11 protein-coding genes are annotated in these 12922 nt (G+C 45.1%); all 11 read left to right on the plus strand.

Annotation, left to right across the window (positions count from 1 at the left end; translation table 11 throughout):
- Positions 1–2 precede the first annotated feature (2 nt).
- The 11 genes from G7Y39_RS01565 to G7Y39_RS01615 all read left to right on the plus strand — a co-directional run bounded on the left by G7Y39_RS01565 (position 3) and on the right by G7Y39_RS01615 (position 12918).
- Complete coding sequence (locus G7Y39_RS01565) at positions 3–1535, plus strand: lytic transglycosylase domain-containing protein (RefSeq protein ID WP_165154399.1); 1533 nt, start codon at positions 3–5, stop codon at positions 1533–1535.
- A gap of 111 nt (positions 1536–1646) precedes the next feature.
- On the plus strand, positions 1647–2672 hold the full coding sequence (locus G7Y39_RS01570) for a sensor histidine kinase (protein WP_165154401.1): 1026 nt from the start codon (positions 1647–1649) through the stop codon (positions 2670–2672).
- Positions 2669–3424: a LytTR family DNA-binding domain-containing protein gene (locus G7Y39_RS01575; protein ID WP_165154403.1), complete on the plus strand. Its 756-nt coding sequence runs from the start codon at positions 2669–2671 to the stop codon at positions 3422–3424. The genes G7Y39_RS01570 and G7Y39_RS01575 overlap by 4 nt, the downstream gene beginning before the upstream one ends.
- 308 nt (positions 3425–3732) lie before the next feature.
- Positions 3733–4128, plus strand: a complete 396-nt coding sequence (locus G7Y39_RS01580; RefSeq protein WP_165154405.1) for a hypothetical protein — start codon at positions 3733–3735, stop codon at positions 4126–4128.
- A gap of 179 nt (positions 4129–4307) precedes the next feature.
- Positions 4308–5018, plus strand: coding sequence for a ferredoxin family protein (locus G7Y39_RS01585; RefSeq protein ID WP_241159938.1), 711 nt, complete (start codon positions 4308–4310; stop codon positions 5016–5018).
- Complete coding sequence (locus tag G7Y39_RS01590; protein WP_165154407.1) at positions 5015–6232, plus strand: radical SAM/SPASM domain-containing protein; 1218 nt, start codon at positions 5015–5017, stop codon at positions 6230–6232. Before G7Y39_RS01585 ends, G7Y39_RS01590 begins: the two co-directional genes overlap by 4 nt.
- A gap of 15 nt (positions 6233–6247) precedes the next feature.
- The gene (locus G7Y39_RS01595; protein WP_165154409.1) at positions 6248–7804 is read left to right on the plus strand and encodes a polyprenyl synthetase family protein; all 1557 of its coding nucleotides are present in this window, start codon (positions 6248–6250) and stop codon (positions 7802–7804) included.
- A 13-nt stretch (positions 7805–7817) separates the two neighbouring features.
- Complete coding sequence (locus G7Y39_RS01600) at positions 7818–8690, plus strand: hypothetical protein (RefSeq protein WP_165154411.1); 873 nt, start codon at positions 7818–7820, stop codon at positions 8688–8690.
- Positions 8687–10405 carry a prenyltransferase/squalene oxidase repeat-containing protein gene (locus G7Y39_RS01605; RefSeq protein WP_165154413.1) on the plus strand — a complete coding sequence of 573 codons (1719 nt, stop codon included), beginning with the start codon at positions 8687–8689 and terminating at the stop codon, positions 10403–10405. Before G7Y39_RS01600 ends, G7Y39_RS01605 begins: the two co-directional genes overlap by 4 nt.
- An 8-nt stretch (positions 10406–10413) precedes the next feature.
- Positions 10414–11835: a PQQ-binding-like beta-propeller repeat protein gene (locus tag G7Y39_RS01610; RefSeq protein ID WP_165154415.1), complete on the plus strand. Its 1422-nt coding sequence runs from the start codon at positions 10414–10416 to the stop codon at positions 11833–11835.
- A gap of 39 nt (positions 11836–11874) precedes the next feature.
- A complete protein-coding gene (locus tag G7Y39_RS01615) occupies positions 11875–12918 on the plus strand; it encodes a hypothetical protein (protein WP_165154417.1) in 1044 nt (347 codons plus the stop codon).
- The last annotated feature ends 4 nt before the right edge of the window (positions 12919–12922 follow it).

The raw sequence follows: 12922 nt of genomic DNA on the forward strand, positions 1-12922 counted from the left end.
ACATGAAAAAATACCTGCTGGCACTCATTTGTTTAAAGGGTTTGGTCTCATGGGCCTATGCGCAGGGAGAGACCCGAATAGAGGAAAAAGATACCTTAAGCTCGCTGGAGTCTGAGGTCGGATTGATCCCGGAAAGCTTGGATGCGGACGTGGATAGTTTGCTTCGTACTTGGCATGTACACTATTTCTCAAAAAGAGAGGACTTTTGCCATGACGATGATGAGAATGTTTATTTCCCGGACTCGGTTTATATGGATCGCCTGTCCAGACTACCGAGTGTGATCGCTTTGCCCTATAATAACATAGTGCGTGATTGCATTGATTTATATGCGGAGCGTAAGCGAAATCTCGTGCGGTATATGCTGGGGATGGCAGATTTTTATTTCCCGATCATCGAGCAGGTGTTGGATGAGCATGGCTTGCCTATTGAATTGAAGTATCTTGCCGTTGTGGAAAGTGCCTTGAACCCGGTTGCCCTCTCTCGCGTAGGCGCTTGCGGTTTATGGCAATTCATGCTTCCTACGGGTAAGATCTATGGCTTGGAGATTAACAGCTTGGTGGACGAGCGCCGGGATCCCTTGAAAGCGACCGAGGCCGCTTGTAAGTATTTCAAGGATATGTATGACATCTATGGGGACTGGAATTTAGTGTTGGCCTCTTACAATTGCGGGCCGGGTAACGTGAATAAAGCGATTCGTCGTTCGGGTGGCAAGACGGACTTTTGGGATATCTTCCCGTATTTACCGAGAGAGACTCGTTCGTATCTCCCCTTATTTATCGCCGCCAATTACGTCATGAATTATCATTGCGAGCATAACATCTGCCCGATGCAAACCAGCCTGCCATTAGCCACGGATACGGTTATGGTGAATAATGCCCTGCATTTGCAGCAGGTGTCGGATCTGTTGCACGTAGATATTGAGACATTGCGTGCGTTAAATCCACAATATAAAAGAGACATTGTTCCGGGCAATATCCGCCCTTCGGTTTTGAAGTTACCCGCGGCGGAAACCTATGCTTTCATCGGTAAAGAAGATACGGTTTATACGCATCGGATCGAGGAGCTGTTGGCGAATTGCATTCCCGCGAATAGCTCTAATGGCACTTTACCAAGCGGCGCGACCCGTGAGAAAATCACCCATGTGGTATTGCGTGGCGAGAATCTTTATACGATCGCTAATCGCTATGGCGTGACGGCGAAAGATATCCGCAAATGGAACGGACTAGGCTCCAACCGGGTGGCGAAAGGGAAACGGCTGAGACTGTATGTAGATAATGGGGGTGTCGCTTTTGCCTCGGCTGCCAAGACCCCGGCGAAATCAACTACCGTGACCGCGAAATCAACCGCGACAACAACGGAAAAGTCGGCCTCCGCCAATAAGGAGTTTGTCTCTTATAAGGTTAAATCGGGAGATTCGCTTTATTCGATTTCCAAGAAATACCCCGGGGTTACCACTTCTTCCTTGCTGAAAGTGAATGGACTGTCAAGTCCGGATATTCGTCCGGGTCAAGTACTGAGGATACCGGTAGGATGATCATTCGGGGATAATTCGTCTTTAACTCTTTTTTTTTCGCTTTCTTCGTGTACTGGAGAAGGATGTTAGTGATTTTTTATTCCTTTGTATCCGTGAAAAAGATACAATCGTATGGGTTCGTTGGATGAAAAGATATCAGTAGTCAAGGCTAAACCTGGGTTGGTCAGTTTGGTTTGCGCGGTGTTTATCGCCTATCCGAATTTGGCATGGATCTTGTGTGACATGAGTTATCTGGCTCCGGACAATCATCAAGGGTTTTTGTTCTTCTTTGGATTCCGTTTTCTTTATTTCTGGGGACTTATTTGGTTCTTGTTGAAAAGTAACTTGAGGCACGAAAGCTGTACCTCTTTCCTCGAGAGGTTGTTTCGGAATGCTTTATTTGTTTTTGGTGGCTTTATCATTTATAAATCGATCTCGTATCTGACGGTTAGCTATGATCGTTTCTTAAGTATCATTATCTTCCAGTTTATCGTGTTGGCATTGTTATGTACCCTGATTGGCTATATACAGATGTTATATCACGATCAACGGGAAAAAGATCAATTGATCGAGAATTTGCGTGTCGAGAACTTGCAGAGCCGTTGCGATGCTTTGGCGAATCAGATAAATCCGCATTTCTTTTTTAATTCATTGAATGGAATCTCCTCCTTGATCCGGAAGAAAAACGACGAGAATACTTTGTTGTATGTTACAAAGCTATCCGATATATTCCGTTACATTCTTCAAAGTGATAAAAGAAGTTTGGTCCCTTTGTCTGAAGAACTTTCGTTTATAGAAGCTTTTCAGCATGTAATGGTTGTCCGTTTCGCCAATAAGCTTACTTTTACGATCAAGGTACCGGAGAATCAGCGGGACTTGCGGATTCCCGTATTATCTTTGCTTCCGTTGGTAGAGAATGTGGCGGTACATAATATTATAGATAGCGATCACCGGATGGATATACGGATTGAGTTGAATGAGCGGATGGAATTGATCGTCTCGAATCCTGTTTATCCGAAGTTGACACCTCCCGATACCAATGGGACGGGGCTGAATAACTTGGAGAACCGTTTTTTATTGTTAATGGATAAACAAATAAGGGTAGAATCCGATGGGCATATGTTCAAGGTCTATCTTCCTTTAAATAATACTGTATGAGAATATTGATTGTAGAAGATGAGACTGCCGCTTATGAGAATCTGGTAGATATGATACTCGGTCTGGATGCTTCTGCGGAGATAATAGGGAATACTGAAAGTGTCCATCAAACGGTTCGTTGGCTGCAAGCCAATCCGAAGCCGGATTTGATTTTTATGGATATTCATTTATCGGACGGTTCCGCTTTCGCTATTTTTGACCAGATAGAGGTGGAGGCACCGATCATTTTTACTACGGCGTATGATCAATATGCGATCGACGCTTTCAAAGTAAACAGTATAGACTATATCTTGAAGCCGATTAAACCGGAAGAATTGAAACGGGCCTTAGATAAGTTTATCCGATGGAATCATCAAGATATCATCCATTATTTATCCCAATTAACACAGTTGTCTACTGCTCCGAAATACAAGGATAAGCTACTGATTCCTGTTAAGGATAAATTGCTGCCTATTAGCTTGAAAGATGTGTCTTGTTTCTATACAGCTGATAAGATTACATATGTTTATTTAAAGAGTGGTAATTCGTATCCATATGCTAAAACATTGGAACAGATAGTTTCTTCTTTAAATCCTGCTGATTTTATCCGTGCGAATAAACAATTCATCATCTCTCGTGATAGCGTGAAGGACATAACAATTTGGTTTGATAGCCGTTTACTCGTTACTTTGGATATAGAAGTACCTGAGCGTATATATGTTAGTAAAAATAAAGCATCCGAGTTTAAGTCTTGGATAGTCAGTCGAGAGTAGTCGTTCAATATCAATGTCGGTTCACCAAGAGCCGGCATTTTTTATTATTTTCGTGTTGAATCCCTGTTTTTCCCCTTTCGTCAAAAATGTGAAACTACTTATTATATAATTTGTCATCTTTGTCACAGAAACAAGGAGGTATATTAGCGAGATATGGGCTAATATTACTCTGAGTTACTATATATAAATGGGTTAAAGGTTTAGTAAAAGGATTGGTCATCTGGAGGCAAGAGGATGTTTGGGATATCTTGATTTAGATTGGTGTTTATTTTGTAAATAGATCGTTTAATAGGTAAATTTTAGGTGTTATGAAGAAGTTAATCATGGCAGTGGCGATTCTAGGTATTAGCGCCACGGTAAATTTTGCGAAAGCGCAATGTGTGAGTGGAAATGGTAATAAGGAACCGTTTGTAGTAGAATTTGGAAAATTGAGTTCTTACTTAAATTTGGCTCCTTCTCAAATGGATGAAGTGTATAACATTAATGACTATTTCATAGGGCAACAAAAGGCCAGTTTGAGTAAAGATGCGAAACGTCAGGCGGAGCGATTGCAAAAAGCTGTTTACGGCAATTTGAAGTTGATGAAAACAGTGTTGAACGATGACCAGTATCGCAAATATATTACGCTGTTGAATGTTACTAATAATAACCGGTTGACCGGTGCTGTGACATTTAGGGATATTTATTTGGCTGAGAATAAATAAGTGTAACCCTGGCTCGATGTGATGTTGAAAAAGAGGCAATTCCAGCATCCCGTGAAAATTGCCTCTTTTTCGTGATAAGCGTTGAATTTTTCGCCTTGCGGCTGAAATCGTATCCCTGCATTAATATTGTTTGTAATATTGCGGATACTGAGTGATAATACCTAAGAGAAATACTATATATGGATAGAGTTACGATTTGTGGTTGTGCTTCCCGGTCTTTCATCGATAAGGGAAAAGTGGTGAAGATCGCCGCCTTGTTAAGAAATGAGGGATATGACGTGGTTATTGAACCGGATCTGTGCGAGAAAGTGATGCGAAAATCAGATGATTTACGGGATATCTCCTCATCTACGATTATCGCTTGCTACCCTAGAGCGATCCGTTCTCTTTTCCATACGGTGGGAATGGAGATAGGTGTTGCCTTGGACATTCGGAATGAGGGCGTACAAGATATTTTAGATTCGTTTGGACTTAAATATGAATCAGTACCCGAGGAGGTAGAAGGTGAGGTTGAATTTCGTCGGCAGTTGACTTCTTTTCCCGTTAAGACCGGAGTAGACGCTTGGTATCCGACCTTGGATAAGGAGCGTTGTACAGACTGCGGGAAATGCCATGACTTCTGCCTGTTCGGTGTCTATACGATAGAAGACGGTGTCGTAACGGTAAAGCAACCCCAGAATTGTAAGAACAATTGTCCGGCTTGTGCCCGAATGTGTCCGAATAAGGCGATTATATTTCCTAAATATGAGAAATCCCCGATCAATGGTGGTTTGATAAATGAGGAATTGGCGGTTTCCATTGATGCGAAAAACGTTTATGCGGATACACTTCGGGCACGTTTGGCACAACGAAAAGCCGGTGTTTCTTTCCTGAAAAAAGGGGATCGATGAAATGTAGCGAATATATAGCGACAGTAAAGACCTCTTTGCGGATATTCAAGGAATGTTCGCCTCGTCTAGTCTGGAAGTTCATGTATAACTTTGGTTGGCGTAATTTGCGAAATATGGCGGCGTTTGAGAAGCGGCAAGCATCGGGCGCTCCGTTTTTTCCTGCCTTCGTGATGATTTCTGTAACGGAGAGTTGTAATTTGTGTTGTAGCGGTTGCTGGGTCTCCAGTGGTGGGAGAAAGGCCCTCTCGATGGTTCAATTGGATGGTATCATAACGGAAAGCAAGAGACAAGGTTCTTATTTCTTTGGGATATTAGGGGGGGAACCATTGATGTATAAAGGGTTGTTGGAAATCATGGAGAAGCATTCGGATTGCTATTTCCAACTGTTTACCAATGCGACTCTATTAACGGAAGAGGTGGCCTTTCGCTTGAAAAAAACGGGAAACGTTACCCCGCTGATCAGTATTGAGGGATTGAAAGACGAGAGCGATATCCGTCGTGGGAGAAACGATGTATTGGATCGTACGCTGCGCGGAGTACGTGCTTGCCGGAAAGCTCGTTTGATTTTTGGAGTAGCTGCCAGTATCTGCCGGAGTAATTATGAGGATTTAGTGAGCCGGGTTCATATCGATCGGATGGCAAGGGAAGGTGCTCTCTATTTGTGGTACTATATTTATCGTCCCGTAGGAGCGGTCCCGAATGTGACGAACGCGTTGACCAAGGATCAGATCAAGAACTTTCGGCGCTTTATTGTCGAGCAACGGAGGGATGCGCCTTTGTTTATTATCGATACTTATTGGGATGATCAAGGAAATGCTCTATGTCCGGCGGCGACGGGCATGAGTCACCATATATCACCGTCCGGGGCAATCGAGTTTTGCCCTCCTTTACAGATGGCGAGAGATTTTATTAATGAGGATGCCTCAAACCTTGTGGAGCTATTCCGTGATTCAAGATTCTTGGCGGATCTGCGGAAAATGACCGCAGAGACATCCCGGGGGTGTATCCTCTTGGAAGATCCGGAGAAAATGATTCGGTTCTTGGAACAACAGGGTGCGATAGATACTACGACACGGGGAACGGTACGAGAGGAATACAAGAAAATGTACCCAGTTCCCGGTCATGATATGGGAGGGGAAGAGATCCCCGAACAGAACGTATTTTACAAGCTCTTGAAAAAGAAATACTTTTTTGGCTTTGGAGCTTACGGTTAATTAGGGGGGGTACGCATGGAAAATAAACAAATACATAACATACCTGCATCCTATGCTGAACGGGATGAATTGCGTAATCGGATTCAAGCATTTGTGGGCGATTTAGCGATTCAGCCCCCATTGTCCTTGGACGATTTGTCGAACTTTGCGGATCAATTGATTCGTGAGCATACGTTAGATACAGCGGTAAAAGGATGGGTGATGGTAGAGATCCACAATCAAGTATGGAAGGAAACGATCGCTTCTATCCCCTATGAGAGGCGTGTATTATTATTGCCTAAATGTTTGAGCAATTCGGTAAAATGCCAGGCGGAAATCGATGAGTTAGGTCTTTTGTGCCATCGATGCGCTCATTGCCCGATTCCTGATCTTCAAGATAAGGCGGAAAGTTTGGGCATCATGAGCATTGTAGCGGAAGGCTTTACTTCTGTGGTAGGCTTGATACAGAATCGGGTGGTTGATTCCGTGATCGGGGTGAGTTGCTTGGACTCTTTAGAAAAGGCTTTCCCTTTATTGATCGGCAATGCTGTTCCGGGTTTGGCTATCCCCTTAAACCGAGCTGGATGTAAGGATACACAAGTCGATTACGGATATGTGATTCGTATGATGAGCATGCGTTCGGATAGGAAGGTTGAGCTATTGGATTATGACGGATTACGTGCAGACTTAGGGAAATGGTTCTCGAAAGAGAATTTAGCGAGCTGTTTTTCTCCGGCTAAAGACCAAACTTCTTCTGTTGCGTTGGATTGGATGGGAGGGGAAGGTAAACGATGGCGCCCTTATCTACTGGCTGCCACTTATCTGGCTTTGACGGGGGAGACGGAGGCACCCGCCGATGTGCAACGGGCGGCTATCGCCGTTGAATGCTTCCATAAGGCTTCTTTGGTACATGATGACATCCAAGATAATGATAAGGAACGGTATGGCAAGCCAACGATAAACGCTTTGTATGGTGTGTCTATAGCAATTAATGTCGGTGATATCTTATTGGGGGAAGGCTATCGTCTTTTATCCCAATGCGACGCGAGAACGTTAACGGCGGTGGCTGCGGATGCGCATATCGCGCTTTGTAGAGGGCAAGGTATGGAGTTGGAATGGAGCGTATCTCCTCGTTCCTTGACATTGGATTGGGTTTTGGAGATATTCTGCAACAAGACGGTTCCGGCTTTCGAGGTATCACTGATGCTGGGATTAATTTGCGCTGGTGATGACGAGGGGCTTCGTCAGGTTTTTCATACGTATTCCCGAGCGTTGGGTATCGCATATCAGTTGTTGGATGATATAGAGGATTTTAAGGATGATTGTCCGGTAGCGTTAAGGCCATCTGCCATATTAGCTGTGCTTTGTGAACAAAATCCAGAGCCTGCATTCATTCGTTCTCTTTTGGAATGCGAGGATCTTAAGGCTTTCTTGGATCAGCTGGAGAACAAGCCCCTTCTGCAAACGGCTCTTGAACGGGTCGGGCAGATGGCTGATTCCTACCATCAAGCTGCGTTGGCTGCTTTGCGTGAGATCACGAATGTAGAGTTGAAACGACTTCTTTTCCGGGTAACGGAACAAATCTTGAAATAAATGACTGTTTGAGATGAGAACTACGATATCGACAAAACTGATGCAAACCCTTTTTGATGGGAAAAAGCGGCTAGGAGGTGAGGCACTTCGGCGCTTATCGCATTTTGTGGAGTCTCAGAAGACTGTGGAGGATACTTTCATCAACAAAAGCGGAGAGGTTGATTTGTACTATACTTCATTCGGCTGGCTCTTGTCATATGTATTGGGCATGAAGTTAAATAGGGAGAAGAGACGGATTTATTTGGAGAATCAGCCGGTCATGTCATTGGATTTGGTCCATTATGCGGCTTATGTGCGTTGCGTATTGTTACACCGGTTGATGAAGGAGGGGAAGCTGCGATTCTTGTTAAGTGCGATGCGCCCGATACCGGTTCGGAGTCTCTCCTCTTTCGCAGATCTGCCTCATAAGGATATGTGGTCTCCTTATAGCCGGTTTATTTGGAGCTCTTTATTGGAAGATACGCAAAATGAGGAGAAAGAAAAAACGGAAGTCTTGAAAGAGTTGGGGCATTATCATGTAAAAGGAGGAGGTTACTCTAACTTGCGGAATCGGGAAGTAGCAACGACAAACGCTACGGTTGCGGCTCTTGCGATTATCGGGCAATTGGAGGGCTATAAACCGATTGACGATCTTTTTTATTTACGGGATACGCAGGATGAGACTGGAGGTTTCAAGGCCGGGCAAGGAGCTCCTGTGCCGGATCTCCTTTCCACGGCTACGGCTCTTTTTCTTATGAGATGTTATGGTATACGACCCCTTAGAGCGGCGAATGATTTTATAGAGGCTCATTGGTTGGATTCAGGTGGTTTTTCGGCGACGCTGTTGGAAGATAGTGGTGATGTGGAGTACGTGTTTTATGGATTATTGGCATTGGGAGCGTTATGAGAACAGAATTGGTAAATGAGATGATAGAGGATATTACCCGGAAACTTTTACAGAAACGGTCGCCCGGAGGGATCTGGCGGGGATGTTTGTCCTCGAGTGCTATCTCGACATCTGTCGCCATTTTCGCTTTATATCAAATCGCCCCGGACACCTATGAACCGTATATAAGGAAAGGAGTCGGATGGTTGAAGAAAACGATGCGTATGGATGGCTCTTGGGGGGATAGTATGGAAAGCCCTTCTAATATGACAGCTACCTTGCTTTCGTATGCATCTCTATGTGCGGTGGATATGCCCCCTCATGAGACAAAAAACTATTTGAAGGAACGGCTGGGGGGGAGTGCGGACGAGGATATTGTACAGGGAGTTCTCTCTTATTATGGGAAGGACTTGACATTTTCCGTTCCTATTTTAGTCATGTGTGCGCTGGCGGGAGTTATAACGCATTGGGATCGTATTCCGCAATTACCTTTTGAACTATCTGTGTTGCCCCAACGGTTGTTTCGCTTTTTGCGGTTGCCGGTTGTCAGTTATGCGATACCGGCTTTGATCGCCGTAGGAATCCTTCGCTATAAGAAAGGGAAACGAAATCTATTCTCTCCGATCCGAGAGTCTTTTATCGGAAAGTCCTTACAGGTATTGGAGAAATTGCAACCTGAGCATGGAGGATTTTTGGAAGCGGCTCCTCTCACGGCTTTTGTGAGCATGTGTATGAATGGAGCGGGCTTTCGGGATCATGTGGTAACACGGAAGGCCGTTCGGTTCTTGATAGACACGGTTCGTCCAGATGGCGCTTGGCCGATTGATACGGATCTGTCGTGTTGGGTGACTTCTTTGAGTATAAAGGCTCTGGGTGATGACTTGGAGGATAAGGAGTTTTTTATCGACCGAATAAAGCGGAATGCTTTTGCCTTTAAGCATCCGTTCACTGGAGCCAAGGAAGGTGCTTGGGGATGGAGTGATCTTTCCGGATCCGTACCTGATGCAGATGATACATCGGGGGCGCTGGTCGCTTTGCATATCTTAACCGACGGGACTTATAGTGAGGAAGTAGGTAAAGGAGTGGAGTGGCTTCTCGCTTTGCAAAATGAGGATGGGGGAATGCCTACTTTTTGTAAAGGTTGGGGAAAACTTCCTTTCGACCGAAGTAGTCCCGATATCTCTGCGCATTCACTTTTAGCTTTCGAACTTTGGCAGGATGCGCTTCCGGGAAATTTACGGGCCAAATGCAGGAAGAGTATCTGCCGGTTACTGGGATGGATGTGGAAGGTACAAGCATCGGATGGTTCTTGGAACCCTTTATGGTTCGGCGATCAAGATGCGGAGGATGGGCGATCTCCTGTTTACGGTACGGCGATGGCGGTGGAATACTTATCAACTTCCCGGAATCCTTTGGCTCGGCAATTGGCGGGAAATGGGCTTCAGTACCTTTTAGTTTCTCAAAATGAGGATGGGGGATGGGGAGGTGCTCCTGGAGCGCCCTCTAAAGTTACGTTAACAGCTCGTGCTTTGGGTGCACTAGCTTCTTTACCTGATACGGATCGAGAATCGATGGAACAGGGGTTTGATTATTTGTATGGAATGTATCGAAACGGACAGTTGTTCCGAGCAGAACCTATCGGACTTTATTTTGCCCGTCTCTGGTATTCGGAGGAATTATATAATTTTACGTTTGTACTGAATGCGCTGAAAAAGTTGAAACAACGAATAAAATAAGATAGATCGTGAAAGAGAGAAAGACCTTATTAATAACGGTTGCTACGGTATGTGTTTATACCGCTATCCTCGTAGGGTGGCATCTGTATGTCCCTCATGAGAATCTTACGATTCAAGCTCCCGGTGCGGATAATCGTCCGGAAGGATTGGCTCGTAAGGCGAGCGATGTGGTGATCGGTGAGTATTTTATGAAATACGAGGAAGAGGCTCCTGCCGGGTTTACCGGAGAATGGACGGGGTTCCGGGGGGGGCGTTCTGACAATATCGTGGAGGCTTCGGAGAAGATCAATACGTCGGCGGGAGACTATCCTGTGCTATGGAGCTTTGAGACCGGGGAAGGGCATGCGGCTCCGGTGATTTATAAGGGCCGGGTGTATGTGCTGGATTATAATGAATCCTTAAGCTCTGACGCTTTGCGTTGTTTTTCCTTGGAAACTGGCAAAGAGCTATGGCGAAGATGGTATCGGGCTCCCATGAAACGTAACCATGGCTTCTCACGTACGATCCCGGTTATTCGTGACGGGTATGTGATAACGATCGGTCCGCAAGGACATGTCATGTGTTGTGATCCACTGACGGGGGATTTGAAGTGGGGGATCGATATGCAGAAAGAGTTTAAGACAGAAGTCCCTTTCTGGTATGCCGGACAGTGTCCTTGTGTGGATGACGACATCTTGGTCTTGGCTCCGGCGGGGGAAGAGACGCTTTTGGCCGGTGTGGATTGCCTGACGGGTAAGGTTATCTGGACAACTCCGAATACTTTAGGCTATAAGATGTCGCATTCTTCTGTCATGCTGATGAGTTTGAGTAATAAGAAAACGTATGTATATGCCGGTGTGGGAGGTGTTTGTGGTATATCGGCCGAGAAGGAGGATCGGGGTACTCTTTTGTGGAATACCCAGAAATGGCAGCCTTCCGTGATCGCTCCGTCTCCTTTGCGTTTGTCTCCTAACCGGATATTTCTCGTGGCGGGTTACGGAACGGGTGGCGCTCTCTTGCAAGTGGATAAGGCTGGAACAAAATGGACAGCTACGGTTCTGGATCAATATAAGGCGGATAAAGGTCTGTCTAGTGAACAACAAACCCCCATATTGTATGATAATATGATCATTAGCGTAATGCCGAAGGATGGTGGGGGATTGCGGGGTAAACTGGTTTGTTTCTCTCCTTCGGATTTGCATAATCCAATTTGGAGCTCCGCAGCGGATGAACGTTTTGGTCTCGGCCCTTACCTCGTGATTAACAGGCATTTGTTTGTCTTCAAGGATGACGGTGAGTTGTATGTGTATGAGATACAGTCTAAGGCTATGAAGCTTGTTAAGAAACAACAGATTATGGACGGCGTGGATGCTTGGGGACCAATGGCCTATGCGGATGGAATGCTTGTTTTGCGAGACGCTCATACGGTTAAGTGTATTAAGATCATATGATTGGGTGAATAAGGTAATGAATTCTAAAAGATAAAAGATATGGAACCGAAGCAAGATAATGGAAATAAGATATCGCGTAAGGGTTTTTTGCGCATTTGTGGTTCTGTCATGGCGGGTGGAAGTATATTGGGTGTTACCGGCAACTTGTTATGGAAAATGTTTACTAGGCCGGACGATGTTTTTTACGGAGTGGATAAGAAGAGTGTTTCTGCAAACCGTAGTCTTAAGAATACGCTCATATCCCCTTATCGAAAGGTCTCTGCGTTTAAGGTATCTGACCCGATCGATGCATTTGACTTATATAAAGATCAGCTGATTGTTGCTACACCCAATAATGTATACGTGTATGAGCCTTCTGGAAAGCTGGTGAACAACTTTCCGGTCGGAAGCTCTGTCCGGGATATTACGGTGGATGATGATCATATTTATCTTTTGTATCCCACACGTGTGGAGGTCTATGATTTGGACGGTGAATGGATACGGGATTGGGAGGCTTGTAGCGAGGAGTCTGATTATTGTTCCTTGGCGGTTTTATCCGGGAATGTCTTTGTGACGGATGCGGCGAATAAAAATATTTGTATGTATACGACAGAGGGGGGTTTCGTAAAGTTTATCCAAAGTCCCGCAGGCTTTATCGTCCCGAGTTACTCTTTTGGTATTACGCATATAGACGGTGTGGTTTACTGCTCGAATCCGGGGAGGCATTTGGTAGAAAGCTATTCATCTGAGGGGGAGTATATTACCTCTTTCGGTAAACCGGGTGGTGCGGCAGGATTATTTAGCGGATGTTGTAATCCGGTCTATTTATCAGGTACGCCAACCGGAGAGATTATCACCTCGGAAAAAGGTGTTCCACGGATCAGTTGCTATGGTAAGGATGGTGAGTTCCATGGAGTGCTACTGGATGAGAAATCCTTAGGAGGTGGCCATACGGCCTATGAAGTGAGAGTTTGGGATGACAAACTTGTGGTTGCGGGTAAAGATGCATTATCGATATTTCAATATGATAAGAGGTTGGCAGTTCAGACCGCATGCGCTACTTGCGGGATAGATTGTCCGTTGAGAGCAGGTGTTACGATTTAAGGAA

Source organism: Parabacteroides sp. ZJ-118 (assembly GCF_011038785.1).
Lineage (GTDB): Bacteria > Bacteroidota > Bacteroidia > Bacteroidales > Tannerellaceae > Parabacteroides.

Excerpts from the sequence above, each read along its gene's own strand:
- G7Y39_RS01600 (WP_165154411.1), top strand. The coding sequence starts at position 7,818 with ATGAGAACTACGATATCGACAAAACTGATGCAAACCCTTTTTGATGGG.
- G7Y39_RS01605 (WP_165154413.1), top strand. The coding sequence starts at position 8,687 with ATGAGAACAGAATTGGTAAATGAGATGATAGAGGATATTACCCGGAAA.
- G7Y39_RS01615 (WP_165154417.1), top strand. The coding sequence starts at position 11,875 with ATGGAACCGAAGCAAGATAATGGAAATAAGATATCGCGTAAGGGTTTT.
- G7Y39_RS01590 (WP_165154407.1), top strand. The coding sequence starts at position 5,015 with ATGAAATGTAGCGAATATATAGCGACAGTAAAGACCTCTTTGCGGATA.
- G7Y39_RS01595 (WP_165154409.1), top strand. The coding sequence starts at position 6,248 with ATGGAAAATAAACAAATACATAACATACCTGCATCCTATGCTGAACGG.
- G7Y39_RS01565 (WP_165154399.1), top strand. The coding sequence starts at position 3 with ATGAAAAAATACCTGCTGGCACTCATTTGTTTAAAGGGTTTGGTCTCA.
- G7Y39_RS01580 (WP_165154405.1), top strand. The coding sequence starts at position 3,733 with ATGAAGAAGTTAATCATGGCAGTGGCGATTCTAGGTATTAGCGCCACG.
- G7Y39_RS01575 (WP_165154403.1), top strand. The coding sequence starts at position 2,669 with ATGAGAATATTGATTGTAGAAGATGAGACTGCCGCTTATGAGAATCTG.
- G7Y39_RS01570 (WP_165154401.1), top strand. The coding sequence starts at position 1,647 with ATGGGTTCGTTGGATGAAAAGATATCAGTAGTCAAGGCTAAACCTGGG.
- G7Y39_RS01585 (WP_241159938.1), top strand. The coding sequence starts at position 4,308 with ATGGATAGAGTTACGATTTGTGGTTGTGCTTCCCGGTCTTTCATCGAT.